This is a genomic window from Arenibacter sp. ARW7G5Y1 (genome assembly GCF_003201775.1).
In the GTDB taxonomy this organism is placed as follows: domain Bacteria; phylum Bacteroidota; class Bacteroidia; order Flavobacteriales; family Flavobacteriaceae; genus Arenibacter.
In genome coordinates this window covers 135,507-161,515 of record NZ_QJJZ01000005.1, presented here as the reverse complement: position 1 = coordinate 161,515, position 26,009 = coordinate 135,507, and the positions used below count along the sequence as shown (strand labels likewise).

27 protein-coding genes are annotated in these 26,009 nt (G+C 38.5%); 10 read left to right on the top strand and 17 right to left on the bottom strand.

Annotation, left to right across the window (positions count from 1 at the left end; all coding sequences use genetic code 11):
- The first annotated feature begins 56 nt into the window (after nucleotides 1-56).
- Nucleotides 57-1,529 carry an IMP dehydrogenase gene (gene guaB / locus C7972_RS09445; protein ID WP_110355923.1) on the top strand — a complete coding sequence of 491 codons (1,473 nt, stop codon included), beginning with the start codon at nucleotides 57-59 and terminating at the stop codon, nucleotides 1,527-1,529.
- 78 nt (nucleotides 1,530-1,607) lie between these two features.
- Here guaB and C7972_RS09440 read toward each other — a convergent pair whose 3' ends face one another.
- Both C7972_RS09440 and lysA read right to left on the bottom strand, forming a co-directional pair.
- Nucleotides 1,608-2,141: a DUF255 domain-containing protein gene (locus C7972_RS09440; RefSeq protein ID WP_110356069.1), complete on the bottom strand. Its 534-nt coding sequence runs from the start codon at nucleotides 2,139-2,141 to the stop codon at nucleotides 1,608-1,610.
- A 60-nt stretch (nucleotides 2,142-2,201) separates the two neighbouring features.
- Nucleotides 2,202-3,443 (bottom strand): diaminopimelate decarboxylase, encoded by a 1,242-nt coding sequence (gene lysA, locus C7972_RS09435; RefSeq protein WP_110355922.1) that lies wholly within the window; start codon nucleotides 3,441-3,443, stop codon nucleotides 2,202-2,204.
- 157 nt (nucleotides 3,444-3,600) lie between these two features.
- On the opposite strand from lysA, the gene C7972_RS09430 reads away from it, so the two are divergent.
- Nucleotides 3,601-4,239, top strand: coding sequence for an LON peptidase substrate-binding domain-containing protein (locus tag C7972_RS09430; protein ID WP_110355921.1), 639 nt, complete (start codon nucleotides 3,601-3,603; stop codon nucleotides 4,237-4,239).
- Between the two features lie 389 nt (nucleotides 4,240-4,628).
- Nucleotides 4,629-5,822: an ADP-forming succinate--CoA ligase subunit beta gene (sucC, locus tag C7972_RS09420; protein ID WP_110355919.1), complete on the top strand. Its 1,194-nt coding sequence runs from the start codon at nucleotides 4,629-4,631 to the stop codon at nucleotides 5,820-5,822.
- A gap of 223 nt (nucleotides 5,823-6,045) precedes the next feature.
- On the opposite strand, the gene C7972_RS09415 is transcribed toward sucC, so the two are convergent.
- The gene (locus tag C7972_RS09415) at nucleotides 6,046-6,414 is read right to left on the bottom strand and encodes a DUF1456 family protein (RefSeq protein ID WP_110355918.1); all 369 of its coding nucleotides are present in this window, start codon (nucleotides 6,412-6,414) and stop codon (nucleotides 6,046-6,048) included.
- Between the two features lie 124 nt (nucleotides 6,415-6,538).
- Between C7972_RS09415 and C7972_RS09410 the strand changes: the two genes are divergently transcribed.
- Together C7972_RS09410 and C7972_RS09405 are read left to right on the top strand one after the other, a co-directional pair.
- Nucleotides 6,539-6,940, top strand: a complete 402-nt coding sequence (locus C7972_RS09410; protein WP_110355917.1) for a TerB family tellurite resistance protein — start codon at nucleotides 6,539-6,541, stop codon at nucleotides 6,938-6,940.
- Nucleotides 6,941-7,063: 123 nt separating this feature from the next.
- The gene (locus C7972_RS09405; protein WP_110355916.1) at nucleotides 7,064-7,489 is read left to right on the top strand and encodes an Hsp20/alpha crystallin family protein; all 426 of its coding nucleotides are present in this window, start codon (nucleotides 7,064-7,066) and stop codon (nucleotides 7,487-7,489) included.
- Between the two features lie 137 nt (nucleotides 7,490-7,626).
- Here the strand turns inward: C7972_RS09405 and uvrB are convergent, their stop codons facing one another.
- From uvrB to C7972_RS09390, 3 genes are all read right to left on the bottom strand, one after another.
- On the bottom strand, nucleotides 7,627-9,615 hold the full coding sequence (gene uvrB, locus C7972_RS09400) for an excinuclease ABC subunit UvrB (RefSeq protein ID WP_110355915.1): 1,989 nt from the start codon (nucleotides 9,613-9,615) through the stop codon (nucleotides 7,627-7,629).
- A 199-nt stretch (nucleotides 9,616-9,814) separates the two neighbouring features.
- Entirely contained in the window at nucleotides 9,815-10,648 is an 834-nt protein-coding gene (locus C7972_RS09395; RefSeq protein WP_110355914.1) for an ABC transporter permease, read from the bottom strand.
- 30 nt (nucleotides 10,649-10,678) lie between these two features.
- Nucleotides 10,679-11,578, bottom strand: a complete 900-nt coding sequence (locus C7972_RS09390; RefSeq protein ID WP_110355913.1) for an ABC transporter ATP-binding protein — start codon at nucleotides 11,576-11,578, stop codon at nucleotides 10,679-10,681.
- A 77-nt stretch (nucleotides 11,579-11,655) separates the two neighbouring features.
- On the opposite strand from C7972_RS09390, the gene C7972_RS09385 reads away from it, so the two are divergent.
- Nucleotides 11,656-12,735 (top strand): hypothetical protein, encoded by a 1,080-nt coding sequence (locus C7972_RS09385; protein ID WP_110355912.1) that lies wholly within the window; start codon nucleotides 11,656-11,658, stop codon nucleotides 12,733-12,735.
- A gap of 134 nt (nucleotides 12,736-12,869) precedes the next feature.
- Here C7972_RS09385 and C7972_RS09380 read toward each other — a convergent pair whose 3' ends face one another.
- The 8 genes from C7972_RS09380 to C7972_RS09345 form a co-directional block, all read right to left on the bottom strand.
- On the bottom strand, nucleotides 12,870-13,928 hold the full coding sequence (locus C7972_RS09380; protein WP_110355911.1) for a nucleoid-associated protein: 1,059 nt from the start codon (nucleotides 13,926-13,928) through the stop codon (nucleotides 12,870-12,872).
- Nucleotides 13,929-14,013: 85 nt separating this feature from the next.
- Nucleotides 14,014-14,511 (bottom strand): hypothetical protein, encoded by a 498-nt coding sequence (locus C7972_RS09375; RefSeq protein ID WP_110355910.1) that lies wholly within the window; start codon nucleotides 14,509-14,511, stop codon nucleotides 14,014-14,016.
- 26 nt (nucleotides 14,512-14,537) lie between these two features.
- A complete protein-coding gene (locus C7972_RS09370; protein WP_110355909.1) occupies nucleotides 14,538-15,572 on the bottom strand; it encodes a heme A synthase in 1,035 nt (344 codons plus the stop codon).
- Between the two features lie 263 nt (nucleotides 15,573-15,835).
- Nucleotides 15,836-17,260, bottom strand: coding sequence for a CCA tRNA nucleotidyltransferase (locus C7972_RS09365; protein ID WP_110355908.1), 1,425 nt, complete (start codon nucleotides 17,258-17,260; stop codon nucleotides 15,836-15,838).
- Nucleotides 17,261-17,262: 2 nt separating this feature from the next.
- Nucleotides 17,263-17,832, bottom strand: coding sequence for an L-threonylcarbamoyladenylate synthase (locus C7972_RS09360; RefSeq protein WP_110355907.1), 570 nt, complete (start codon nucleotides 17,830-17,832; stop codon nucleotides 17,263-17,265).
- A 6-nt stretch (nucleotides 17,833-17,838) separates the two neighbouring features.
- Nucleotides 17,839-19,662, bottom strand: a complete 1,824-nt coding sequence (locus C7972_RS24300) for a CDP-glycerol glycerophosphotransferase family protein (protein ID WP_110355906.1) — start codon at nucleotides 19,660-19,662, stop codon at nucleotides 17,839-17,841.
- Nucleotides 19,659-20,345, bottom strand: a complete 687-nt coding sequence (locus C7972_RS09350; protein WP_110355905.1) for an NTP transferase domain-containing protein — start codon at nucleotides 20,343-20,345, stop codon at nucleotides 19,659-19,661. Before C7972_RS09350 ends, C7972_RS24300 begins: the two co-directional genes overlap by 4 nt.
- A gap of 320 nt (nucleotides 20,346-20,665) precedes the next feature.
- Nucleotides 20,666-21,460, bottom strand: a complete 795-nt coding sequence (locus C7972_RS09345) for a glycosyltransferase family 2 protein (RefSeq protein ID WP_110355904.1) — start codon at nucleotides 21,458-21,460, stop codon at nucleotides 20,666-20,668.
- 391 nt (nucleotides 21,461-21,851) lie between these two features.
- On the opposite strand from C7972_RS09345, the gene C7972_RS24085 reads away from it, so the two are divergent.
- A complete protein-coding gene (locus tag C7972_RS24085) occupies nucleotides 21,852-22,490 on the top strand; it encodes an adenylyltransferase/cytidyltransferase family protein (protein ID WP_220020884.1) in 639 nt (212 codons plus the stop codon).
- Here C7972_RS24085 and C7972_RS09335 read toward each other — a convergent pair.
- The 3 genes from C7972_RS09335 to C7972_RS09325 are packed head-to-tail and all read right to left on the bottom strand — an operon-like array spanning nucleotide 22,487 to nucleotide 24,290.
- Nucleotides 22,487-23,071: a LicD family protein gene (locus C7972_RS09335; RefSeq protein WP_110355903.1), complete on the bottom strand. Its 585-nt coding sequence runs from the start codon at nucleotides 23,069-23,071 to the stop codon at nucleotides 22,487-22,489. The genes C7972_RS24085 and C7972_RS09335 overlap by 4 nt on opposite strands.
- Nucleotides 23,061-23,465 carry a hypothetical protein gene (locus C7972_RS09330; RefSeq protein ID WP_110355902.1) on the bottom strand — a complete coding sequence of 135 codons (405 nt, stop codon included), beginning with the start codon at nucleotides 23,463-23,465 and terminating at the stop codon, nucleotides 23,061-23,063. Before C7972_RS09330 ends, C7972_RS09335 begins: the two co-directional genes overlap by 11 nt.
- A gap of 9 nt (nucleotides 23,466-23,474) precedes the next feature.
- The gene (locus C7972_RS09325; protein ID WP_110355901.1) at nucleotides 23,475-24,290 is read right to left on the bottom strand and encodes a 2,3,4,5-tetrahydropyridine-2,6-dicarboxylate N-succinyltransferase; all 816 of its coding nucleotides are present in this window, start codon (nucleotides 24,288-24,290) and stop codon (nucleotides 23,475-23,477) included.
- A gap of 102 nt (nucleotides 24,291-24,392) precedes the next feature.
- Here C7972_RS09325 and ruvX point away from each other — a divergent pair, with 102 nt between their 5' ends.
- From ruvX to C7972_RS09310, 3 genes are read left to right on the top strand one after another with little or no spacing between them, the layout of a single operon-like run.
- Nucleotides 24,393-24,803 carry a Holliday junction resolvase RuvX gene (gene ruvX / locus C7972_RS09320; RefSeq protein WP_110356067.1) on the top strand — a complete coding sequence of 137 codons (411 nt, stop codon included), beginning with the start codon at nucleotides 24,393-24,395 and terminating at the stop codon, nucleotides 24,801-24,803.
- Between the two features lie 4 nt (nucleotides 24,804-24,807).
- On the top strand, nucleotides 24,808-25,398 hold the full coding sequence (gene def / locus C7972_RS09315) for a peptide deformylase (RefSeq protein ID WP_110355900.1): 591 nt from the start codon (nucleotides 24,808-24,810) through the stop codon (nucleotides 25,396-25,398).
- 57 nt (nucleotides 25,399-25,455) lie between these two features.
- The gene (locus tag C7972_RS09310; protein WP_110355899.1) at nucleotides 25,456-25,884 is read left to right on the top strand and encodes a DUF5606 domain-containing protein; all 429 of its coding nucleotides are present in this window, start codon (nucleotides 25,456-25,458) and stop codon (nucleotides 25,882-25,884) included.
- Nucleotides 25,885-26,009: the final 125 nt, after the last annotated feature.

Here is a 26,009-nt window from a genome sequence, read left to right as displayed (position 1 = left end):
TGTTTATCAGTTCCTTAAAATGTAGTATATTTGCACGCAATTAATCTTTAATTGCTATGCAAGCTCACCTAAATAAAATTGTTGGAGAAGGTCTTACGTACGATGACGTACTTTTGGTTCCAGCTTTTTCAGAAGTACTTCCCAGGGAAGTCAATATTCAAACAAAATTTACTAGAAACATTACGATCAATGTTCCCATCGTTTCGGCAGCTATGGATACCGTTACCGAATCGCGTATGGCCATTGCCATTGCCCAGGAGGGTGGAATTGGTGTATTGCATAAGAACATGACCATAGAACAGCAGGCGCTGAAGGTACGCAAGGTAAAACGAGCGGAAAGTGGTATGATCATAGACCCGGTTACCTTACCTTTAAATTCGAAGGTCAGGGATGCCAAAGCAAACATGAAGGAATTCAGCATAGGTGGAATACCTATTGTAGATGGCGAAGGTAAATTGATCGGAATTGTCACCAATAGGGATCTGCGTTTTGAAAAAAATAATGATCGACCCATTTCCGAGGTCATGACTTCCAAAAATCTTGTTACCGTAGCGGAAGGGACCTCCTTAGAGCAGGCAGAGGATATTTTACAGGTAAATAAAATTGAAAAATTACCAGTTGTAGACAAGGATTACAAGCTTGTTGGATTAATTACCTTTAGGGATATTACAAAGCTTACCCAAAAACCTATAGCTAATAAAGATCATTATGGAAGATTACGGGTGGCTGCGGCATTAGGTGTTACCGGTGATGCCGTTGATAGGGCGGAAGCTTTGGTGAACGCAGGGGTAGATGCCGTTGTGATAGATACTGCACATGGCCATACCAAGGGTGTGGTAACGGTATTAAAGGAAGTAAAAAAGAGATTTCCCGATTTGGAAGTTATTGTAGGTAACATTGCAACAGCGGAAGCCGCGAAGTATTTGGTAGAGGCGGGAGCCGATGCTGTGAAAGTCGGTATAGGTCCCGGTTCCATTTGTACCACTCGTGTGGTAGCAGGAGTTGGCTTTCCCCAATTTTCGGCGGTCTTGGAAGTAGCTGCCGCTATTAAGGGAAGTGGGGTGCCGGTGATTGCCGATGGAGGAATACGATATACTGGAGATATACCCAAGGCTATCGCCGCTGGCGCCGATACGGTAATGTTGGGTTCCTTGTTGGCAGGGACAAAAGAGTCACCAGGTGAGACGATTATCTATGAAGGGCGTAAGTTTAAATCCTATAGGGGGATGGGTTCTGTGGAAGCCATGAAACAAGGTAGTAAGGATAGATATTTCCAGGACGTGGAAGATGATATCAAAAAATTGGTGCCGGAAGGAATTGTAGGTAGGGTACCGTATAAAGGAGATCTTTATGAAAGTATCCATCAGTTTATAGGGGGGCTTCGTGCCGGGATGGGATATTGCGGGGCCAAGGATATTGAAACGTTAAAAGAGACAGGAAGATTTGTTAAGATTACAGCAAGTGGCATCAATGAGAGCCATCCACATGACGTAACTATTACCAAGGAATCACCCAACTATAGCAGGTAGGTTATACTTGGATATATAGATAAATAAAAAAAGCCGGTTTACCGGCTTTTTTTATTTATCTATATTTATCTCGTCCTACTATTTGCTTTCACTATCATAGGTGTTCCAATCTTTCTCCTTGTGTATATTGTCACCAAAATATTTAGCTATTTTCAGGAAAGGTTCGGGTTTTTGATAGCCCGGAACAGGAGAGAGCATATTCATTTTTTCATCTAAAAATATGGTTGTGGGATAACTCATTTTACCTTGCATCAGTGCGGCTGCAAATTCGTGGTACCCATTTCTGCCGGAAGGAACAAACTTAAAGGTTTTGCCCTTAAAGACTATGGGTTCCTTACCTTCACCATCCAATTTTACCATGTAGTAGTTTTTGGACATATATTCCGCAACTTCTGCATTCTGAAAGGTGTCCTTGTCCATTTTTTTGCACCAACCGCACCAATCGGTATAGACGTCAATGAAAATTTTCTTTGGATTTTGATCAGTTTCCGCCAGTTTGGCCGCTTCATCCCAACTAAGCCATTTTACTTCCTGTGCCATGCTACCGATGGGTAAAATGGCTAGGCCAAATAAAACAACTATTTTGAAAAATGTATTGGAAACTGATTTCATGACCATTTTTTAAAGGATTAGTCCGTTAACATCATCAAAACTAACGAAAATTCAGCAATTTTATTTTGCTATTACCTTTTCTTTAACAGCTGTGAATAGGTCCTTTACATCGATCTGATTTTTTATAAGGTCGTCAAAAGATTCCCTTTCCCTTATAAGGATTGCCTTTCCTTTATGCCATAAAACCTCCGGGGGTCTAAATCTGGAGTTGTAATTGCTGGCCATAGTGAAACAGTAGGCGCCCGCATTTTTGAAACAAAGGATGTCACCTTCTGAAATCTCGCTGATGCGTTTATTGCTCGCAAACGTATCCGTCTCACAAATATAGCCTACAATGGAGTAATAGCGTTCACGTCCTTCCGGGTTGGAAATATTTTCAATGCTGTGATTGGCTCCATAAAACATGGGACGGATAAGATGGTTGAATCCAGAGTCGATACTGGCAAAAACAGTTGATGTGGTTTGTTTTACCACATTAACTTTTGCCAGGAAGAAACCGGCCTCACTTACCAAAAATTTACCGGGTTCAAAAGCCAAGGTCAATTCCCTGCCATACTCCTTGCAAAAAGAATTGAAACGTTTTCCTAATTTTTTGCCCAATTCCTCAATATTGGTTTCAATATCCCCCTCTTTGTAAGGAACTTTAAATCCACTTCCGAAGTCTATAAACTCGAGATCTTGGAAATTTTTGGCCGTTTCAAAAAGAATTTCGGAGGCGTAAAGGAATACATCTATATCCAATATATCGCTTCCCGTGTGCATGTGTATCCCATTCACCTTCATTTTAGTCAAGTTAACGATACGGAGCAAATGGGGTATTTGGTGAATGCTGATGCCGAATTTGGAATCTATATGACCTACGGAGATTTTGGAATTTCCTCCGGCCATTACATGTGGATTTATCCTAATGCATACAGGAATATCCGGATGCTTGCTTCCAAACTGTTCCAAAATGGATAAATTGTCAATGTTGATGCGGACTCCCAATTTGGCAGCTTCTTCAATCTCTTCCAAGGATACCCCATTTGGCGTAAAAATAATGGAGGCGGGTTTAAAACCGGCCATGAGCCCCAATTGTACCTCTTGTATGGAAACTGTATCCAAGCCACTTCCCAAACTGTTCATCAATCTTAAAATGGCTATATTTGAAAGTGCCTTTGTGGCGTAATTTAATTGTAATTTCTTTACGTCTTTAAATGCATTGGTCAATCTATGAAACTGGGAAATTATTTTTTCAGAATCGTATACATAGACTGGATCACCATAAGTTTTTGCTATCTTTAATAAGTCAGTGTTTCGCATTTTTAAAAATTTTATGCAAATCTAGACTACTTATTGTTTTTGAGCAAAAATATATAGCAATAGTTGAAAAATGTAACATATTGTTAATAATGTAACATTTTTTGAGTTGTACTTGATTAATTGTTGAGTTGTCCCTTGTAATTTGTAATAAAATTTTATGCTGCTACCTATGTTTCCTTTACCGTCCGTTTTTTTTCCGGGTGAAATTGTGGCCCTTCACATTTTTGAAGAGCGCTACAAACAATTGATAAGGGATGTTAGGGAAACGACTACGAATTTTGGGGTTCCAGTATATATTGAAGGGGAAATGGAATACGGAGCGGAACTGGAATTAAAGGAAATAATAAAAACCTATGATACAGGAGAACTCGATATTATTTGTATTGGCCGGCGCACCTTTAAAATAAATACCTTCCAAAAAGTTATGGACGGCAAATTGTACGCTGCTGGTAGGGTGGAGTATATGCCCTATTTTGACGACAGTGTTGCAAGTTTAAAGAAAAACGTCCTTGATCTGATCGTTGAACTTTATGGCCTAATGGATGTGCCCATCATGGGGCTTACGGATGAAAATTTCAATATTTATCAATTGATTCATAAGATAGGACTTTCCCTGTCACAGGAATACAAACTCTTGAAAATGGCCTATTTTAGTGAGCGCCTCTTGTTTATTAAAGCACATTTAACAAATACCATTCAGGTGTTGAAACAGGTAAACCAATCCAAGGAAATGATAGGGATGAACGGACATTTTAAAAATTTCGACCCTATAGATTTTATGGATTTTAAAATTTAGCTTGATCTCGGATGGCCAGGTTTGCTCTTGGAAATTTATTATTCTGTTATATTCTTGCAGGTTCGTGGAAAAATCCAATTGTTATGGCCTGTTTCAAAATCAGAAATGTATAGACATGCGATGGAGGTACGGATATGCTGTAATTTTGGCTTAGTTTTTGGCGTGATGCCTTGACTCTTGGCCTTTTTCCATAATTGGGTGGCAGGGTTTGTTTTGGAGTTTGTGTCTTTGCAATTTGGAAACACCTGACCTGATTATTTGTCCATTTCAATCTAACTGACTGTCCAAGTTGCTTGTCTGTGGCGGTATGCATTTTTCTGTTTTATTTAATTAGGGTAAATCCGCTGTGTTTCCTATTTTTGCAACTGAACAAATAGAACCTTCAATTTATGAACCTTCACGAATATCAAGGAAAAGAGATTTTAGCGAGCTTTGGAGTACGCATTCAACGCGGTTTAGTGGCTTATAATGCCAAGGAAGCAGTGGACGCTGCCAAACAATTGACCCAGGAAACCGGAACCGGTTGGCATGTAATTAAAGCCCAGGTACACGCAGGTGGCAGGGGAAAAGGAGGAGGAGTTAAATTGGCGAAGAACTTACGTGAGGTAGAAGATATTGCTGGAGCTATCATAGGCATGAATTTAGTTACTCCGCAAACCTCGGCAGAAGGTAAAAAAGTACATAAGGTTTTGGTTGCCGAGGATGTTTATTATCCTGGAGATAGTGAAACCAGTGAATTTTATATGTCCGTTTTATTGAACAGGGCCGCAGGGAGAAACATGATTATGTATTCTACCGAAGGTGGAATGGATATAGAGGAGGTGGCAGAGAAAACGCCCCACTTAATTTTTACCGAGGAAATAAATCCGGCTACCGGACTTTTGCCTTTTCAGGCAAGAAAAATAGCTTTTAACTTGGGGTTGTCCGGTACGGCTTTTAAAGAAATGACCAAGTTTGTTACAAGTTTATATAAGGCTTATGTTGAGAGCGATGCGAGTTTATTTGAAATAAACCCTGTTCTCAAGACTTCCGATGATAAGATCATGGCCGTGGATGCAAAAGTATCCATTGATGATAATGCACTTTATCGAAGAAAGCAATATGCTGAAATGAGGGATCTGCTAGAGGAAAATCCAATTGAGGTAGAGGCAAGGGCCGTAGGACTCAACTACGTCGATTTGGATGGAAATGTAGGTTGTATGGTGAACGGTGCAGGATTGGCAATGGCAACCATGGATCTTATTAAAATGGCCGGTGGCGAACCAGCCAACTTTTTGGATGTAGGTGGAACCGCAGATGCCAAAAGGGTAGAAGAGGCCTTTAGGATTATATTGAAGGACCCTGCTGTTAAATGTATCCTGATCAATATTTTTGGAGGTATTGTTCGTTGCGATCGTGTAGCGCAAGGAGTAGTGGATGCCTATAAAAATATGGGAGATGCCATAAAGGTGCCTATTATTGTAAGATTACAGGGAACCAATGCTGAATTGGCCAAGGAAATTATCGATAATTCTGGTTTGGCCGTACATTCCGCGGTTCAGTTTCAAGAAGCGGCAGATAAGGTGAAGGAAGTTTTGGCCTAATGCCCAGTAAGCATAGAAATCAACAAAAAAGGCCGCACTGTAACAGTGCGGCCTTTTTTGTTGAATAGGGTTTTACAAATATCGTTCAATAAGCGTCCAACGTACCAAGCCGGTTGTGGCCATTTCAAAAATATAGGTTAAATGGTATGCCCAATGATAGCTGTGTTTATATTATTATAAGTTGAGAAAAAAACGGAAGGTTATCCGGCCCAGTCTTGGAAGATCAGGACTTTTTTTTGTTTTTGTATTTAACGGGGGTAATGTCGTGGTCTATTTTCTTTTTTTGTTGCTCCTTGAATCCTGGTTTTTGATGGGCTTTGAAAATGGGCTCTTTTTTAGGTTTGGGCAAAGATAATTTCGGGTCTTTTGGATTCTCCCTGGTTCCACGGTAATGTATGACCAGCCCATTTAAAAAATTACGTAAAATTTGGTCGCCACATTCCACATAGTTGGGGTGATCTTCTTTTCTAAAAAAAGCGCCCAACTCGCTTTTAGTAATTTTAAAGTCGACTAATTTTAAAATTTCTACAATTTCATCATCCCTTAATTTTAAGGCAACCCTTAATTTTTTAAGAACATCATTATTGGTCATATAATAAATTTTTTCACAAGATATTACAAAAAAATAGGATGTGGTGCTAGTTTGGGTGTACTTTCCTGCAACTAAAACAAGAAATCCATCCTATTTAACGTAACTTAGTGTTAAACTGTAATTTATGAGTACGTATCTTGAGAAGTTGGGCATTCTTTCCCAAATGATTTCTTTTGCAAAGGTAGACAAGGAGATCAAGGATTCGGAATATGATTTTTTGCTGGGCGTAGCGAAACAATTGGATGTTGACAAGGAAACCTTCGATTCCCTCTTTCATAAGAAGGTTGAAAAGGTTATGCTTAAATCCGAAGCGGAGCGTATCCTTCAGTTTCATAGATTGGTACTGCTTATGAATGTGGACCAGGAACAGCGTTTGGTCGAAATAGAACTGCTGCACAATATAGGTCTGGGATTTGGTCTTCCCCAAGCGGCCATAGAACAGGTTCTTACGGTGATGCACAATTATCCTGACAAGGTAGTCCCGCCCTCCGTCCTTATCAATATATTCAAGGCTTATAATAATTAATAGGATGACATAATGACTTGTTTTATCTTCAATAAGACGACATAATGTCATTAAAATTCATTCGGTACAACATTTGCCTTTTAGCTCATGAGAATTTAAAGTATAACTTAAAATATAAAAATCATGAGTCTAGTAAAAAGAAATAATGTTGTGTTTCCATCCTTAATTAATGAATTTTTAAGACCAGATTGGTTTGGTGGGGTAGATCACTTTAAACAGAGCGTACCTGCCGCCAATGTAAAGGAAACTGATAGTGAGTATGTATTGGAGCTGGCAATACCCGGTAGGAAGAAGGAAGATTTTAATGTGGAAATCGACAATGACATCCTAACAATTTCTTCCGAAGTAAAAAATGAGGAAAATAAGGAAGATGACGGGTATACCAGGAAGGAATTTACTTTTTCATCTTTCAAGAGAGTGTTTAGTTTACCAGAAACAATTTCCCTGGATAAAATTAACGCTACCTACGAAGATGGAATCCTAAAATTTGTTCTTCCCAAAAAAGAAGAGGCCTTGCCAAAGCCTAAAAGGTTAATTGAAATAGCATAAGTTTACAAGTAGTTGTGTGTCCTGTGTGACATACAATAGTTTGGTTGGTTGGTTGGAAAAGCGCTTCGGGAAATCGAAGCGCTTTTTTGTTGTGGAAAATTAAGGTGAAAGATCAATTCAACGGTCGTGATGGATTTTTATTCCTGTTCCTGAAGCGATTTAATTTCGTCCCTTAACTTTGCAGCTTGCATAAAATCCAATTCCTTTGCCGCTTTTTCCATAGCCTTTCTTTTGTCCCTTATCATTTTTTCCCTTTGCTGATTGGTCAGATATAATAAGTCGGGTTCTGCTGCCTTCATTTCTTCTTTTTCGAAATGATAGGTGGAAACGGAATTTTTGGACAAAACACTGTCCAAACTTTTATTTAGGGCCGTGGGAGTAATATTGTTCTCAAGATTATAGGTGCTTTGTTTTTCACGTCTATAGTTCGTTTCGTCTATTGTTTTTTGCATGCTGTTTGTAATCTTATCCGCATACATTATGGCCTTTCCATTTAGGTTTCTGGCTGCACGCCCAACGGTTTGGGTGAGGGATCTTGCACTTCTCAGAAATCCTTCCTTGTCGGCATCCAATATGGCCACTAGGGAGACCTCTGGAAGATCCAGACCTTCCCTTAGCAAGTTCACTCCAATGAGTACGTCAAAAACACCTTTGCGCAGATCTTGCATTATTTCTACCCGTTCCAAGGTATCCACATCACTGTGTATGTAACGACAGCGCACATTTATTCTTGTCAAATACTTGGCCAATTCTTCAGCCATTCGTTTGGTCAAGGTGGTTACCAAGGTACGTTCATCCTTTTCCACCCTTATGTGGATTTCCTCTATGAGATCATCAATTTGGTTCAAGCTGGGGCGCACTTCAATTATGGGGTCCAATAGACCTGTTGGCCTAATTACCTGCTCTACATATACCCCTTGACTTAGTTCCAATTCGTAGTCGGCGGGGGTGGCACTTACATAGATAACTTGATTTTGAAGGGCTTCAAATTCCTCAAATTTTAAAGGGCGGTTATCCATGGCTGCTGGTAGCCTGAAGCCGTATTCCACCAAGTTCTCCTTTCTTGATCTATCGCCCCCATACATGGCGTGTACCTGTGGGATGGTAACGTGGCTTTCATCAACAACCATTAAATAATCTTTTGGGAAATAGTCCAACAAACAAAAGGGTCGGGTTCCGGGTTCGCGGCCATCCAAATACCTGGAATAGTTTTCGATCCCTGAACAATATCCCAATTCCCGTATCATCTCCAAGTCAAAATTAGTACGCTCTTCCAGGCGTTTTGCTTCCAAGTGTTTCCCGATTTCTTTAAAATAGGCCACCTGCAGTACCATATCCTCCTGAATTAGATGAATGGCATTCTGTAGTACATCCGGGGAGGTTACGAACATATTGGCCGGATAAATATTTAGTTGTTGATACTTTTCCAGAATTTTGTTCTTGTAGGGGTCAAAGGCCTCAATTTCTTCAATTTCGTCCCCAAAAAAGTGAATTCTGAAGGCATGATCGGCATAACTCGGAAAAACGTCCACTACATCGCCCTTTACCCTAAAATTTCCGTTTCTAAAATCGGCAGTAGTTCTCGAGTACAGGCTTTGTACCAATTGATGTAGGAATTTAGTTCTGGAAATAACTTGGTCCTTCTCAATTCCTATAACATTTTTCTGAAACTCCACAGGATTTCCTATACCGTATAAACAGGAAACCGAGGCCACTACCAAAATATCCCTTCTACCCGATAATAGGGAAGAGGTGGCACTCAAGCGCAGTTTTTCAATATCTTCATTAATGGAAAGGTCCTTTTCTATATAGGTGCCGCTTGATGGAATATAAGCTTCGGGTTGATAGTAGTCATAGTAGGAGACAAAATATTCAACCGCGTTCTCAGGAAAAAACTGCTTAAATTCAGAGTATAATTGAGCGGCTAAGGTTTTATTATGCGCCAATACCAAGGTAGGTCGCTGTACCTGCTCTATGACATTGGCAACTGTAAAAGTTTTTCCGGAACCTGTTACTCCAAGAAGGGTTTGATAGCGCTCATCGGCCTCAAGCCCCTCTTTTAATTGTTTTATGGCCTGGGGTTGATCACCAGTAGGTTTAAATTCGGAAACAACTTTAAATTTCATGTACAGTGTATTCTTGTATTCCTATGATCTGGTCCAATCTTTTCCTTGGAGGGATTAGGCTAAACAATCATATTCGTTTTATGACCTAAAATTAATAAATAGTGGGCAATACGGTAGTACTTCTACAACTAATTGCGGACATAGTTATGTTCATTGTACTAAATAGTGCCGAAAGGGCTTTGTGTTCACACTACAGGCTTTACAGATCGCGTCTTTTAAGCAGGGCATAGGAAAGATATATGAAAATTACCGTCCAACAAACCACAATCAATATTTCATAAGAATGTACGGCATAGTCTTTATTAAATTGTTCTCCTACTTGCTCAACCATACTTTGTACTGCTTTAAACCTTGAGGCGGGTTCTTTGATCAGGTTGCTCATGGATTCCAAGGGGAGGTATTTCATTACGGAAGCGGATGCTTCCTTTCCGGCCAGCCACCAGACTAAAAACCGGATACCCAAATTTTCAATAGCGAACCAAATAATTAAAAAGCCCAGGGCGAAGGCAGATCGTTTTACCAAAATTCCAAGGAAAAGACAGAAGGAAAAGAAACCCAATAATTTAAAAAAATAAGCCACTAAATATTCCAAATCGGAAAATATGATGGATACTTCCGTGAAATCGGAATAAAAAAGTCCTAAAACCAATGAAACTATAAAAACGAAAAGGGTGGAAATAACCGAAAAGGCAAAAACGGTCAAGAATTTAGAGGCAATAAATTCTTTCTTGCTCAACCCATCTATTAAATTTTGCTTTAAAGTTTTATTGCTGTATTCATTTGCCATCATGGATACAATGATAATCGCAAAAAAGAGCTTCAATCCACTTGCAATCCAAGTATTCAAATGCCATATATATGGAAAATTGAAAATGCCCTGTTCGGCCACGTGGAACTGTATGGGGCCAATGTCAAATTTTATAGCGGCCAACAAGGCCATGCAGAGGATAAGGACAAAATAGGAAATGATAAGTACCCTGCTTGCATTATTGTTCCATAATTTAATAAATTCTATCTGTAATAATCGTAACATAACTATATGCGTTTAAGGGTGTTATACCAGTTATTCCTTATGGTTGGTCAAGCTAAGGAATTGTTCCTCAAGACTTTCTTTGCGTTTCACCAAATGCGATAGCACAATCCCATTATTAAATAAGTCTTGATTTAAGGTACTGGCCTGCATTTCTTCCTTCAAAATTGCGGTAATCACGCCATTTTCCTGTTTAATGGGGCCAAAACTGCCTTGGTTGCGCAAGTAGGTCAACAATGCAGGTTCATCTGTTGCCTTTAGCTCAAAGAAACCATAACTGGTCAACATTTCGTCAACCCGGCCCGAATAGAGTTTTTCGCCTTTTCTAAGGATAATTACATGACTGCAAACTTTTTCTACCTCGTCCAATAAGTGCGATGCCAAAAGAATAGTAGTGCCTTGTGCCGCAATTTTTTTTATGATCTCCCTTATTTGATGTATTCCCTGCGGATCCAGACCATTGGTAGGTTCGTCCAAAATTAGAATTTCCGGATCGTTGAGAAGGGCAGAGGCAATGGCCAAGCGTTGTTTCATTCCCAGGGAGTAAGTTCTGAACTTGCTGTTTTTTCTTTCCAGTAGTCCGACCATTTCCAATTTTTCTTCAATTTTATCCTGTGGTACCTCTTTGATCTTACAGACCAATTTCAGATTTTGGATGGCCGTCATATATGGATAGAAATTGGGGCGTTCAATAATGGCACCTACCTTTTTGAGGGCATCGTGGGTGGAGATAGTGCCTCCGAACCATGAAAAATTACCAGCGGTTCTATTCACTACATTCAATACAATTCCCAGGGTGGTCGATTTTCCACTACCATTGGGTCCTAAGATGCCATATACGTTGCCTTTTTCAATACTAAAGGAAAGGTTTTTTACGGCAGTTAGATATCCAAATGTTTTGGTAAGTTGGTTTACGGTCAGTATAGTTTCCAAAATGGGATAGTTTTTATGATAGTTTGTACTTACTTGTCGAAGAAATCGTTATTTTGTTACAAATTAAAGTTTTTTCCATGTCCGAAAGATTAATGTCCAAGAAAAAGCCTGCCTTTCCAGTCAATAGTAAATTGGATGCCTATTTGGAGCACTATAGCAGAAAAATTGAAATTCCAATTTTTTATGAGGATCTGTTGCGCTTTTCAGGGTCTATTGTGGTCTACGATTCCAAAGAGGAGGACACGCTATGGGTGCGGGTGTATTACAGTGAGTTCGACAGGACTGAAATTGATATTAGTCTTAAGAAAGTATATTCCATACTTCATTCCGATGGAAGCAATAGCATTTTTCCATTTTTAAATGTAGATGCGGTAGACTACTGTACTTTTGGTAATTCCAAGCCCTTTAGGATCAAGGTAAGGAATATACTGAATGACAATTTTACTTATTTCTATGTGAAAAGGACCGATGCCTCCAGGATTTATGGACTGGAACTGGAGCATATGTTATCGCCCTATAACCTTAACTTTTTGGTATATGGGGATACGTTGATAGAGGAACATATTGCCGGTATTCCGGGTGATGTGTTTATCAAGGATTTTTTACCTAAATGTACGGAATCGGAAAAATCACAGTTGGCCAAGGAATTTGTTAAGTTCAATGAACGATGTATGATACGTCTTTTAGGGGATATGCGGTCCTATAACTATGTTATTGTCCCTACCCACGATTTTGATCATGTGGTATATAAAATAAGGGCTATAGATTTTGACCAGCAGTGTTACGAGGGAAAATTGAAAGTGTACAGGCCCCAATTTTTTAAGGAGAACTATAAAATGGTTATGTTGGTCAAGGAGAAGTTACAACGTAATTCCGTTGATCAATACAAAATAGAGGAGCGTTCCATTGTGGCCAAAAGAATTCTGAGTTCTGGGAACCGTATTAAGAGATTAATTTCGATTGTCAAGACCGATGATATATCCAATGACGATAATATTGCGGCCCTTTCACAGCACATTTATGATCTTACAGGGGATATCGACTTTAAAAAATGTAAGACCATGGGGGAAGTCCTGGCACTTGCATTGGATTTCGTTAAGAGAAATTATGAAGATGTTAGTATGAAACAAATTATAGAGAACAAGATCAATTTATAGGTCCACACTCCATATTTTTTGATAACCTCTTTAAATATATTTTAAAGAATAGGGCCGAAGACATATTTCTTAGGCCTTTTTTTGTAACCCTGGATACCTTTTAACTATATGGGGCAGATAGTTTCTGGAAATTTCTAGCTTTTCTGTTCTTTGTTAAAGTAGACTAGATAGTAGTACATTTGGCGCTCTTCGTCCCAGCCTTTTTCTACAAATTTTTGGGCCGATTCCGGATTGATGAAATCAAGTTTTATCTGGATATTGGTATCTAGATTAATGACGTTTTTAATTTTTTTTCTGGCGTCGGAAACCGCTTTGTTGGCAATGTCAAAAGTAGAGACATCCTCGATACTGTACTTGGGCCCTTTTTCCACTTTGTAGTGTTTAAATTCAGGAATCAGTTCCGGGTTCTCCATAACCTCGTTTAGGAAATTGGTCTCTTCAAAAGAGTCATTTTTGGCAAAATGATTCACGGCCCTGTTCATGAACAACACCTCTTGCTGCTTGTCCTCGGCCGGTAAAACTACATCTTTGGCAAAGTTCTGGCAGAATTTCAAGTAGTTTTTGGTCTTAAAATTATCGTCGGACAAAGCATCCACCCCTAAGAAATTTTCCAACCAGTATTTGGTATCGTATCGATTGCTGTCTACTGAAAGTACTTTAAAGCCTTCTTCCTTATCCGTATTGAAAATGAGGCAGCCCTTGTCCAATTTATTGATATTGATGCCCTGCTGCACCAAAATATCCAAACTGTTTCCCTTTTCCTGAAATTGTAGAAAATCGTGTTTAAGTTCGCTTTTGAATATGCCCACAGCATTCACCTTTACGTTGTCCAACATTAAATCTGTAAGATAGGCAACATAAACCTCACCGCTTTTAATGTGTGGATGGTTGGATTGGTCGAATAATTGTGTCGCAATTTTTTTTGAATTGGCATGAAGGCTACTGGGCTCTTCAAAAATGTCGGAAACAATTTTGTAGACTTCGTTAAATTCAAGGTCGGATTCATGGGAGAAACAATAGTAATTCTCCTCTTTTTCCCTAAAAGGTTTAAAAAAGTACTCCTTTAACAGCCCTGTAGTTTCATCGTTAAGCGAGAATGGTTCCTCGGAAAGAAAAATACCTTCGCTTTTATTTTTGTTTCCCACACGATGTATGGAAATAGTTTCAATTTGGGTAGGATATAAGTTGATCATGGATTTATGGGAAATATTTAATGGTTATTTGTGTTAATGGCCGATGCTAATGTGCCACTATCTTTCTCTGCAGCTACATGAATTATTAGTTCCAATTTTCATCAAAATCCAAATCTTCGTAATTGTCAAGGGTATTGTCAAAATCAAATTCGTCTTCATCTGCTTCAAACTTTTTTTCTGGTGGGGAGTCAGGTAATTCCCCAAAACTGAAAAGGGTATTGGGGTAGGTCTGTGCATCCACTTTTTCCACTATATCGGCCAACTCAACGAAGAAGGTCCACATACTTAAAAAGTCATAGACATAAATAAGCTTGGGAGAATGTTCGGTAAGTATGTCCTGTAATGCAATCTCGTTCATTAAACGAACATCGGAGCCATTTTCGCTCATATCAAATAAGGCAATTTCCTCATCTTGTCTCCATTCCTCATCACAGGTGTAAAATGAGGCCATTTCATTTCCTAAAAAGCCAAAAGCTTGGGTAATGGCATTGTGAAGGTCTTCCATAGAATTACTGTCCTCAATTTCAATATCCCTAAAAATATCATCCTCTGCATCCAGAATAATCCTTATTTTATAAATCATCGGCTCCTTTTTTTGTGGTGGCAAAGTTACAAAGTTTTGATGGTTTTAAAAGCATTTAGAGCTTCCAAAACCAAATAGAATTGAAATCCGAATAAAACAGATGCGAGTACAAGATGTAATGGCTGGGTGGCAAAAGGAAAATCCAAATAGTACATGGCCATCCCGGAAATAACCTCCAAGAGTAGAAGGACCAATACCCATTTTATTTTGGAATAGCCAAGGTTTAATTTATAGATTCTTATTGCAAGGACCAAGTTCAAAAGGACTACGATTATAGAAAATGAACGGTGGATATAAAATGATAGGGTGGCATTATGTAGCCATAAGTTGGGGGCGTCTTCACCATAAAGGTCTGTTTGAACGTCTACAAACTGTCTCACTTGTGTGCCCAAAATAACCTGTACCAAGGTGGTTAAAAGAACAAAGATCATTAGGTTTCTCGTTACCTTTTCAGGTGTTAAAGACTTCCTCCCAATACTGGTAGCATTGATCAAGTACAGGATAAGGGCTACTATGACCAGCGCCATGACCATGTGGATGGTTATTTTGGCCGGAGCTAAAACAGAATATACCACCGTGGCGCCAAGCCACGCTTGGAAACCCATTCCGAAGACTACCACCCAGGAAAGTATAGTGATACTGGGCCTTTTCTTCCAATATGTTATAGAGGCTATGGCCATTATAAAGGTACCCAGCCCTGCAAGTGCACCAAATAGCCTGTTGATAAATTCGGTCCATGTATGGGATGGATTAAAAATAGCGTAGTCGTGCTTAGTGTAAGGCGCCCAGTTATTGGCATTATAACTAGAGGAGGTACTGAAGTCGCCCTTGGCTACCCATAAGGCTTCGTTTACAATAATGACCTGTCCTTTTTTAAATTCCTTTTTCGGTTGCCACTGCAATTCCGATATATCTGTAGGGGGAATATAATAACCAAAACATTTTGGCCAATCCGGGCATCCCATACCGCTACCTGTCATTCTTACCACTGCGCCGGCCACAATTACCAAGTAGACCAAAACTAGACTGATCTTGGCGATTTTTGTAAATTTTATTTGCATTTGGATCTTTCAAAGGGTCCTACAAAACTACCACTCTTTTCTTAAAAAAACCGCTAAGGCAATGGGGAATTTATTTGTACGGCCCTTATATTAAAAGTAGTAATTGTGTTATAAGTTGATACTGGAGCCATCCCCATAATTTTGGTTGTTTCCCGAGACGCATATCCCTTTCCTGTGGTTAGGAACCAAGGATTTATCCCAGAGGTAAATATCGTTTCACTGGAGGAACAGGTTTTTTATAAATGTAAAATGCACTGGAAGGTTTATTCGGCTTTGAGTCCCATTTCCTTTCCTTTTTGCAACATTAGGGTATAGGCTGCATTGTATTCGTTGGGAATATCACCTTCCAAAATAGCTTCCTTTATGGCTTCCTTGATCATTCCTATTTCCTTGGAAGGTCTTAGGTTAAAAGTTTTCATAATTTCCTCCCCACTAATTGGGGGTTGAAAATTCCTTATATGATCCCTCTCTTCGACCTCTTCGATTTTTTGACGGACAATCTTAAAATTGTTCCTGTATCTTTTTTGTTTTTTTGGATTCTTGGTAGTGATATCGGCTTCACAGAGGGTCATTAAATCTTCTACATGCTCACCTGCATCAAAAATCAGCCTTCGAACGGCCGAGTCGGTTACAAAATCCTCGGAAAGCACAATGGGCCTAGAGCTCATAAGTACCATTTTTTGTACGAATTTCATTTTTTCGTTCAAAGGAAGCCTAAGTCGCTTAAATAATTTGTAAACCATTTTGGACCCTACAAATTCGTGTGCATGGAAAGTCCATCCAATTTTTTTATCGAATTTTTTGGTAGGGGCTTTTCCAATATCATGTAATAGGGCAGCCCAACGTAGCCACACATTATCCGTATTTTTGGAAATGTTGTCAACCACTTCCAGGGTATGCCAAAAGTTATCCTTGTGCCGTTGCCCTTCAATCTCCTCAATGCCTTGAAGCGCAACCAATTCGGGCATTATATAAGATAAAAGTCCAGTTTCGTGCAAGAGGGCAAACCCGATTGAAGGTTTGCTACTGGCCAAAATTTTATGTAATTCGTCCACGATGCGCTCATTGGAAATAATTTTAATTCTTTCCTTATTATCCAAAATGGCCTGTAAGGATTCAGGATGAATAATAAAATTTAGCTGGGTAGCAAATCTTATGGCGCGCATCATTCGCAAAGGATCATCGGAATAGGTGATCGACGGGTCCAAAGGAGTTCTTATCAATTGTCTTTTTAAATCCCCAATTCCGTCAAAAGGGTCTAAAAGTTGTCCGTAGTCCTCAGGGTTAAGTGAAATGGCCAAGGCATTTATAGTGAAATCCCGCCTTTTTTGATCATCTTCCAAACTTCCATTTTCAACAACAGGTTTTCTACTGTCCCTGTGGTAGCTTTCCTTTCTTGCCCCTACAAATTCAATTTCGGTGTCTTTAAATTTGATCATAGCGGTTCCGAAATTTTTAAAGATGCTAACTTCCGAACTTCCGGGTAATTTCTTGGCGACCAATTTTGCCAATTCTATTCCGCTGCCTATAGCAACAATGTCTATATCCTTAGGGGTTCCCCTTTGTAACAAATAGTCCCTAACAAAGCCTCCGATTACGTAAGAATCCAATGAAAGTTCCCTGGCTGCGTCGGAAATGATAGAAAATACTGGGTTGTTTAAGGCTTCTTCGTGCTGTCTATATGTCATTCTTATTCTCGGATCACTTTTACGGTACCATCATTACCGAGCATAATAATGGAAGATGGGGTACTATTAATTTTATCGCGGTCCAAATTTACTATATAGTCCACACCTTTTAAAATCCCATCGGATATTTCTTTGTAAGAAATGGGGGTTGGCTGCCCCGCTATATTGGCAGAAGTGGATACGATCGGTTTTTTAAATTTCTTTATCAGGTACTGACAAAATTGATCAGAAGCTACCCTAATGGCCAAAGTGTTATCATTGGCGATTAAATTTGAAGCGACGCCCTTAGGTGATTCATATACAATGGTGGTTGGTTTGGTAGCAAGATCCATAATATCATAGGCCAGCTCCGGTACTTTTTCAACATGCTGTTCCAACATAAAATCATTGGCCACCAAACAGATCATGGTCTTGGAATTGGCTCTTTGCTTTAGGGTATAAATTTTTTCTACGGCAGCCACATTTGTTGCGTCACAGCCAATACCCCAAACGGTATCCGTGGGGTACAGAATTATACCTCCCTTTGTAAGTATATCACAGCATTGGTTTACTTCGGAAAGCAAATCTTTCATAATTGTCTATTGTCTTATATTCCTTAATCTCTTTAATTCCTTGTACCGGGAATATACTCCCAAGGCGTTTAGATAGCATATGATTATCCCTTTTTTGCCGTCAAGGATGCCAAATCTTAAAATATAATGATTAAAAAATTTGTAAAATGGGCGGAATACAAAGTGGTAAAAGTTGGGATCGTAATCTTTCTTAAGTTCCTCCACTGCCTTCATTTGTCCATACTTTATCATTTTCCCCCTATAGTCTTCGTAATTCTTATAGGAGTAATGAATTAGCTTGTTTTTGAGCACATCGGATTGTCCGTCCACCACCAATGTTTCGTGTACTATCCTATCTTCTGTAAAGTGTACTTTACTTTTCTTGAAAAGTCTATAATTCTTATCCCGCTGCCAGCCACTAAAACGCAAAACCTTATTTTTGAACATAAAGGTTCTGTAAAAGTAATAAGCATCTGCTGTTGGTTTGCCGGAATTAACGGTTTCCAATATCTCATTTCTAAGCCGATCCGGAACCCTTTCATCCGCATCCAGAAAAAGTACCCAGTCATTTGTTGCCTGTTGGAGGGCATAGGACTTTTGATCTGTATAATTAACAAATGTACGTTGGATCAATTTTACCTCCGGATGCTCCTTTATCTTTTCGATAGTGCCATCCGTACTATAGGAATCCACAACAATAATCTCATCTGCAAATTTTACGTTTTCCAAAACGGCATTGATATGGATATCCTCGTTATACGTAATGAGAATAGCAGAAATTTTATTTCTTTTTTCACCAACATAGATGTTCTTGGTTGGTTTACCGAACATGGAATTTATTTTGATCCTTCTGGCCAGGGATAGTTTTCTTTTTTCGGGCACTCCATGGATTTCTAGATGCTCTTTTACCGCATTTACCATGCGAAGTGCCGAATTTCCATCCTGGTAAGGGTGAAATTGCATGTTTATGTATGCCCTTTCCGCAGCGTGGGGATCAAAGTGAAAATTATCCAAAACTTTCTCGGTAAGCCCGGTGTATGCTTTTGAGTTGTCCCACAATACCTTCTCGGCAATATTCTTAAAGGATATTACAGGTTTGTTCAGGAGAATGAATTCGTATATTACAGAAGAGGTGTCGCTAACCAATATATCTGCCTGTAACAGCGATTTAATTATGTTTCTGTCCTCTTTGAAAAGTACATTGTGTATTTCATTGGACAATCTTTTGTACTCCTTTATCCATTTTTGGTCCATGAGGTCATGGAACTTTATGAGGACTACATACCCAGTGGTCTCGGCAAGATTTCTTATTTCTTTTATGAGATATGGGGCAGAGGTAAGGCTGGGAGAAAAGGTAGGGGCATACAGAACAATTTTATCCGTGTTAAATTGCTGTAGTATGGCTTTCTTTTCAAAATCGTATTTATTTTTTTCCGTGCTGTATACATCCAATTTTGGCCAGCCTGTCTCAATCACATCAAAATTCTTGTGTATTTTTTTTAGCTCGTTGAATTTATCCGTGAAATACGGGCCTTGGGTAAGATAGAGATCAAAGTAGTGCCGTATCCTGAAATGCCCTTTTTTTTCACCGGCAAGACCATGAAAAACCTGGACTTTAAGTCCCCGAACATAATAAGGTACTTCATTGCCAGGCACAAAAATGGCATCACTTTTATAGAGTTGTAAGTCTAATGTGCTAACCGTATAATCTTCATTTTTATACGGAAAATTGTCCAAAAGTTTCCCGGAAATGTACCAAAGAAAGTCGTGTCCCTGTTCCAGTAGTACATCCCGAATGGGAGCTAGGATACCAAAGGCATATGCATTTTGGCAAAATAAAATTACTTTCATTTTTGAAATAGGGTATTGGCATTTTCCAAATCTTCTTTAAAATCAACTTCCATACAATTATAATCGGAAATGTCAACAGCACTAATTTTAAGATTGTCTTTTTCTATGGCTATTTCCAAACCTCTTTCAAAATAATCATTGTCATCGCATTCTTCAAGCCGGGTGATAAAACTCTTTATATCCTGGGCTGCAATAAAATTGATGCCTACTGCTTCCCCTAACCCATTTTTTACCGTCTTGGACAATTTCTCAATATAATTGTTCTTTAATGTATATTTAACCTCTTCCTCTGCCACTTTACTGGTATTTACGGCAACAAACGATTGATTGTTAGTAATGTATGGTTTTAGGATCGATAAAAGATTTACGTCAAAAACAACATCGCCATTAAGCCAAAGCACGGATTTGTCCCTATTTTTTCTTAGAGCCTGTAAAAGGCTTTTGGAAGTATTGGTCTGATCAAAAAATGGATTGTATATATAGGTTAGTTCGGGAAAGCGTTCCATTATTAAATCTTTTTTAAAACCAACTACAACGTTAATGTCATCTAAGTCGAAAGCATCATCCAGATTGTTGACCTGCATCTCCATGATACATTTTCCATTTTTTAAAGGGGTTAGTGGTTTAGGAAATGGGTTTCCAAGTCTTGATCCAATACCTGCTGCTAAAATGACAATTTTCATGATTTTTATATTTTTTTAATGACTAGTCCAGAACAAGACAGGTCCTATACTTTTTAACTATAACTTAATGCAAAGTTAAGGGTGGGGGCAAAGATATGTAAATAATGGTTTATAATTTTTAAGGATAGATAGCAGGAAGTCTTCAAGGGATTTGACCCTTGGCACAGATCATCCGCAGATTGATAGGATCAGGAACCAACGGGATCAAGGTAAATCAAAATAAGGAATAAGTGAACAATGCCTTGATTAAGGGATATTGATATGGGAGGAATATTTATGTGGATCCGGGGAAATAATCTCCTGAGGAATTCTATATGCAATTATGATTCTACTAAAAAATAGGCCATTTTTTCTTTTTTACCCAAACGCTGTAATTCCCTGTACCTTTCAAAATCGCCCAGGGCATTCAAATAGCATATGGTAATACCTTTTTTTCCATCCAGTATTCCCAATCTAATTATGTAGTGGTTGAAAAATTTCCAAATCGGCTTGAAAATTAAAAGAAGGTAGTTGAATTTTTTTTCTTTCTGGTGGGCTTCCTTAGCTTTTAGTCGCCCGTATTTTAGCATTTTATATCTATAATCTTCGTAGTTCTTGTAGCAATAGTGCATTAATTTCTGTTTCAATATTCCAGTGGAACCCTTTACAATAAGCGTTTCATGCACTATTTTTTCCTTACTGAATTGAGCCTTACTTTTTCTGAAAAGGCGATAATTCTTATCGGTTTGCCATCCACTAAAGCGCAGGCGGCTGTTTTTGAACATAAATTTCCTATAGAACCAATATGCGCAATGTTCGGAATCCTTCTTGGCCTTACATTTTATTTCCTTCCTCAACTTGTCCGTAACAACTTCATCGGCATCCAGGAAAAGAACCCAATCGTGTGAAGCCTGTTTTAGGGCGAAGGATTTTTGGGCAGTGTAATTTTCAAATTCGTGTTGGATAACCCTAACCTTGGGGTGATTGTTTAGATATTCATAGGTGCCATCCGTACTATACGAATCCACCACAATAATTTCATCTGCAAACGCTATGGAATCGATACATTTTTCAATATATCCCATCTCATTATAAGTGATTATTAAGGCCGATATTTTTTCCCTCTGATCTATCATGCATTCGAAATTTGTACCACTTATTAGATAGTAATATTAGAAATAGTTGCGTTGAAATCACTAAAATCCATAATGATCTTACTCAATAGATAACAAAAAAAAAACAATTATAGTATATCAAATTACAAGTAGTTTACATAAGATGGAACAACAAAAGGCTAATTGTTACTGGGAATTTCTTTGAAACAACTGGACTTTTCTACAAGGGCATTGGCAGTGCATAGCTATGTGGGTCTGGTGGAGTTGGTAATTTATTGAGGCTTTTGTTAGGATAATTTTATAAATAGGGGAGTTGGATAGACCAATATGTAATAACTTAGGTAAAATAAATTTTGTCCAATACCGTTTATTACCTTTACACATTATATACAAACTATAGGATTATTTAAAAATGACTGAAACTTATCTGTACATTCTTACTTCGAAATATCCAAACTGGAACTTTGTTACTGATCCGGATGATCAGGTAGCGTTGTATATAAGCTGTAAGTGTGAAATTGATGACGCTTTGTCAGAGATGTTGGAGATTGTAAAGAATATTGGAGTTTTTTTTGATAATAAAAATTACATTATAAAACTTAAGAAGGGTAATACCCTTGCTATAAAGGTAAAGCACAGTAAAAAGGTTAAAAAATATAATAAAATGTATACGTCCGGTTGTTTTGATATTTTTCATTTTGGACATCTTAACATTCTCAAAAGGTCAAAGCAAATGTGCAGTCATTTAATTGTGGGCGTTTCTACCGATGAACTTATTTTGAAAGAAAAAGGGAGGTTGCCTATTATCCCTTTTACGGAAAGGGTAAAACTAGTCCAGGCAATAAACTATGTGGATGAAGTTATACCCCAGACAGATAAAAATAAACAACGTATAGTGGATGAGTATAATATAGACGCTATTTCCGTTGGGGACGATTGGAAGGGCAAATTCCCAAAAACGAATTGCCCTGTGGAATACGTTGCCTATACAGAAAATGTTAGTAGCACTATCTTAAAGGAAACATTACAATTGCAGCCCCAAGCCACTTAGGCTATTGCATTGTCATCTTTGGAAGTATCCCAATTTTTCACCTGTTTTTGCCAATCTCCATATCTATAGCTAAGATATTCTTCTGTCAGTGCTGGTATTTTGTAATCGAAACCTTTAAATGTAATATGGTCAAAGGTGCGATAAAACTTGCTAGGGACAAATTTTGTTTTATTGTCAATTTCCCAGTAACTATTCCCCCCATGTTCATACTTAATAAAAACATCCAGGCAAACAGCTCCTTTGATCAATCCAAAAAATCGGCGTTCCCTTATTTTTAACATTCTGATGTTGCCCTTGGTAAAAAATTCGGAAGTTTTATCAAAGTACCTTGTTCTTGTCCTATAACCAGCCTTTTTTAATTCTGAATAAAAACAGTCCAATTTATCCAATTGGTCATGGTTCATGGACATATCCACGTCGTTATCCCAAGGCAACAATCTGTTTTCCCTTTTAATACCCAATAATGTTCCACCTTCAATCCAATAGTCAATATTGCATCGGTCGAAAATAGTAGCCATTTTTTTGAGCATTCTTTCGGCTATAACTTTATTTTTTCCTTCTAGGGTTATGTTATATGCCATAATGCGGGAATGTTTGGTCTAAATTGTTATTTAGGAAAATTCGGAGTCCATCCAGATTATGTTCCTTGTTGTAAGGAAAGGTCTTTATACCAACGGAGGTGGCAGAATTTATAGCTTCTACATGATTTTCAAAATAGACAACCTCATTGGGTTTTAATTTAAAATAATTTAACATTTTTAGATAATATGCCTTATCGGTCTTGTTGGGATTATGATCCAAACTAAAAACCTGATAAGGCATATTTACAATTCCAAAGCTAATACATTCCTGTTTGCTGGCATTTGTCAAGATGATTTTGGGATTGGGATAAGTGTCCAATAATTTTTTTAGATCGTAATCCATTCCCTTTTCAGTAACAAAGGTATTCCAAGCATCTACAAGAATTGTTTTCATTTTCTGGCTTTAAACAGCAACGTCGTATTCCCTTAGCGCATCATTTAGGGAGGTTTTTTTGTTGGTACTCTCTTTTCGGGTACCAATGATCAAGGCACATGGAACCTGATAGTCCCCGGCCGGAAAAGTTTTGGTATAACTTCCTGGGATAACGACCGATCTTGCAGGTACCAATCCTTTACGTTCTATAGGTTTGTCCCCGGTAACATCTATAATTTTAGTGGAGCCGGTAAGGACCACGTTGGCTCCCAACACGGCTTCTTTTTCTACACGCACACCTTCCACAACAATACATCTGGATCCAATAAAGGCATTATCTTCAATAATTACCGGGGCCGCCTGTAAGGGTTCCAAAACCCCTCCAATTCCTACTCCGCCACTAAGGTGTACATTTTTACCGATTTGGGCACAACTACCAACGGTGGCCCAAGTATCTACCATGGTACCTTCATCCACATAGGCTCCAATATTAACATAACTGGGCATTAAAATAGTACCTGCGGAAATATATGATCCATGTCTGGCAACTGCATTGGGTACAACGCGAATGCCTTTTTCGGCATACCCTCTTTTTAGTGGCATTTTATCGTGATATTCAAAGATACCCGCTTCCAAGGTTTCCATTTTTTGTATTGGAAAATATAGTACCACTGCCTTTTTTACCCATTCATTTATTTGCCAACCGTCGGCAATAGGTTCTGCACAACGCAAGGTACCGTTATCCAAAAGATCTATGACTTTCCGTATAGCGGTTTGAGTTGGAATGTCCTTAAGTAGGTCCCTATTTTCCCAGGCTGTTTCTATTGTTTTTCTTAGTTCTTTCATCTTTAATAATTCAAATTTTAGCAAATATAAGGGCTAGTTGGTAATTAACCTTTTGTTTTTGCACTTATAACAATTTATCCCTTATTTTTGCAAAAAATTTGTGTGGGAAGGATTTTAGCATTGGATTATGGAAAGCAGCGAACGGGAATTGCCGTTACGGACGAGTTGCAATTAATCGCTTCTGGCCTGACTACCGTTGATACAAAGGAACTTTTGAATTTTCTAAGGAAATATGTCAGCGAAGAGAAAGTTGAAAAATTTGTGATCGGGGAACCAAAGCAAATGAATAACCTTCCTTCCGAATCCGAGGAATTGATCAAGCCCTTTTTAAGAACCTTGGAAGGTGTCTTTCCAAAGATACCTGTAGAACGTCAGGACGAGCGTTTTACTTCCAAAATGGCGTTTCAGACCATGATTGACAGTGGCCTTAATAAAAAGCAAAGAAGGGATAAGGCCTTGGTCGATGAAATTAGTGCCACCATTATCCTTCAGGCGTATTTAAATAGAAAATAGTAGTATGATTTTACCAATAGTTGCTTATGGAGACCCGGTACTAAGGAAGGTAGCGGATGATATAGACAAGGATTTTCCAAGATTTGAAGAACTGGTGGCCAATATGTGGGACACTATGTACAATGCCAATGGTGTAGGTTTGGCCGCTCCCCAAATTGGGTTGCCGATTAGGTTGTTCCTAGTGGATACCACTCCATTTGCGGATGACGACGATCTTACGGAAGAAGAACAAAGTGCATTAAAAGGGTTTAGGAAAGTTTTTATCAATGCGCGTATTGAGGAGGAGACCGGTACGGAATGGGCCTTTAACGAAGGTTGTCTTAGTATTCCGGATGTCAGGGAAGATGTTTCTAGAAAAGATACCATTACCATATCCTATTTGGATGAGAATTTTAAATCCTATAAGGAAACCTATAATGGTCTTTTGGCCAGGGTAATCCAACATGAATATGACCATATAGAGGGTATATTGTTTACCGATAAATTATCGTCCTTAAAAAAACGTCTTTTAAAGGGTAGGTTGGCCAATATTTCCAAAGGAAAAATAAAGGTGGAATATAGAATGCGTTTTCCCAACATAAAAAAAGCACGTTAAAACTATTTCTATTATAAACAAAAAGTAGCATATTTGCCGCTGAAACTAAAATAACAGATGGGTTTAAATAAAATTTTATCAATTGCGGGTAAGCCGGGACTTTTTAAATTATTAACGCAAACCCGTTCAGGTTTTGTGGCCGAATCCTTGTTGGATGGGAAAAAAGTTACCGTAAGTTTTAAAAACAATGTAAGTGTCTTATCTGAGATTGCAATCTATACCTTGGAGGAGGAGGTGCCATTAAAAGTGGTTTTCGAGAAAATTAAAGAAAAGGAAGAGGGAGGAAAAACAGCGGTAAGCCATAAGGACGACAAGATTAAATTGGAAGAATATTTGTTCGAGGTGCTGCCCAACTATGATGAGGACAGGGTTTATGCCAGTGATATCAAAAAAATCATTCAGTGGTATAATTTATTACATGAGCATGGAATTACGGAATTTGCGGACGAGGAAGAAAAGGAAGAGGCTTCCAAGGAAGCAGAATAGATTTAATATATTTATATGAATTGAACCTTCGTTTACGAAGGTTTTTTTATATCCCATATTTTAGTTTTTTCCTCCAGTATTGAGTGGGGCAATAGCCCCGACTATACATTTATTCTCCATTTAGC

Bases quoted from the DNA above. Each gene is read 5' to 3' on its own strand.
- guaB (WP_110355923.1), top strand. From the start codon at position 57: ATGCAAGCTCACCTAAATAAAATTGTTGGAGAAGGTCTTACGTACGAT.
- C7972_RS09440 (WP_110356069.1), bottom strand. From the start codon at position 2,141: ATGAAATCAGTTTCCAATACATTTTTCAAAATAGTTGTTTTATTTGGC.
- lysA (WP_110355922.1), bottom strand. From the start codon at position 3,443: ATGCGAAACACTGACTTATTAAAGATAGCAAAAACTTATGGTGATCCA.
- C7972_RS09430 (WP_110355921.1), top strand. From the start codon at position 3,601: ATGCTGCTACCTATGTTTCCTTTACCGTCCGTTTTTTTTCCGGGTGAA.
- sucC (WP_110355919.1), top strand. From the start codon at position 4,629: ATGAACCTTCACGAATATCAAGGAAAAGAGATTTTAGCGAGCTTTGGA.
- C7972_RS09415 (WP_110355918.1), bottom strand. From the start codon at position 6,414: ATGACCAATAATGATGTTCTTAAAAAATTAAGGGTTGCCTTAAAATTA.
- C7972_RS09410 (WP_110355917.1), top strand. From the start codon at position 6,539: ATGAGTACGTATCTTGAGAAGTTGGGCATTCTTTCCCAAATGATTTCT.
- C7972_RS09405 (WP_110355916.1), top strand. From the start codon at position 7,064: ATGAGTCTAGTAAAAAGAAATAATGTTGTGTTTCCATCCTTAATTAAT.
- uvrB (WP_110355915.1), bottom strand. From the start codon at position 9,615: ATGAAATTTAAAGTTGTTTCCGAATTTAAACCTACTGGTGATCAACCC.
- C7972_RS09395 (WP_110355914.1), bottom strand. From the start codon at position 10,648: ATGTTACGATTATTACAGATAGAATTTATTAAATTATGGAACAATAAT.
- C7972_RS09385 (WP_110355912.1), top strand. From the start codon at position 11,656: ATGTCCGAAAGATTAATGTCCAAGAAAAAGCCTGCCTTTCCAGTCAAT.
- C7972_RS09380 (WP_110355911.1), bottom strand. From the start codon at position 13,928: ATGATCAACTTATATCCTACCCAAATTGAAACTATTTCCATACATCGT.
- C7972_RS09375 (WP_110355910.1), bottom strand. From the start codon at position 14,511: ATGATTTATAAAATAAGGATTATTCTGGATGCAGAGGATGATATTTTT.
- C7972_RS09370 (WP_110355909.1), bottom strand. From the start codon at position 15,572: ATGCAAATAAAATTTACAAAAATCGCCAAGATCAGTCTAGTTTTGGTC.
- C7972_RS09365 (WP_110355908.1), bottom strand. From the start codon at position 17,260: ATGACATATAGACAGCACGAAGAAGCCTTAAACAACCCAGTATTTTCT.
- C7972_RS09360 (WP_110355907.1), bottom strand. From the start codon at position 17,832: ATGAAAGATTTGCTTTCCGAAGTAAACCAATGCTGTGATATACTTACA.
- C7972_RS24300 (WP_110355906.1), bottom strand. From the start codon at position 19,662: ATGAAAGTAATTTTATTTTGCCAAAATGCATATGCCTTTGGTATCCTA.
- C7972_RS09350 (WP_110355905.1), bottom strand. From the start codon at position 20,345: ATGAAAATTGTCATTTTAGCAGCAGGTATTGGATCAAGACTTGGAAAC.
- C7972_RS09345 (WP_110355904.1), bottom strand. From the start codon at position 21,460: ATGATAGATCAGAGGGAAAAAATATCGGCCTTAATAATCACTTATAAT.
- C7972_RS24085 (WP_220020884.1), top strand. From the start codon at position 21,852: ATGACTGAAACTTATCTGTACATTCTTACTTCGAAATATCCAAACTGG.
- C7972_RS09335 (WP_110355903.1), bottom strand. From the start codon at position 23,071: ATGGCATATAACATAACCCTAGAAGGAAAAAATAAAGTTATAGCCGAA.
- C7972_RS09330 (WP_110355902.1), bottom strand. From the start codon at position 23,465: ATGAAAACAATTCTTGTAGATGCTTGGAATACCTTTGTTACTGAAAAG.
- C7972_RS09325 (WP_110355901.1), bottom strand. From the start codon at position 24,290: ATGAAAGAACTAAGAAAAACAATAGAAACAGCCTGGGAAAATAGGGAC.
- def (WP_110355900.1), top strand. From the start codon at position 24,808: ATGATTTTACCAATAGTTGCTTATGGAGACCCGGTACTAAGGAAGGTA.
- C7972_RS09310 (WP_110355899.1), top strand. From the start codon at position 25,456: ATGGGTTTAAATAAAATTTTATCAATTGCGGGTAAGCCGGGACTTTTT.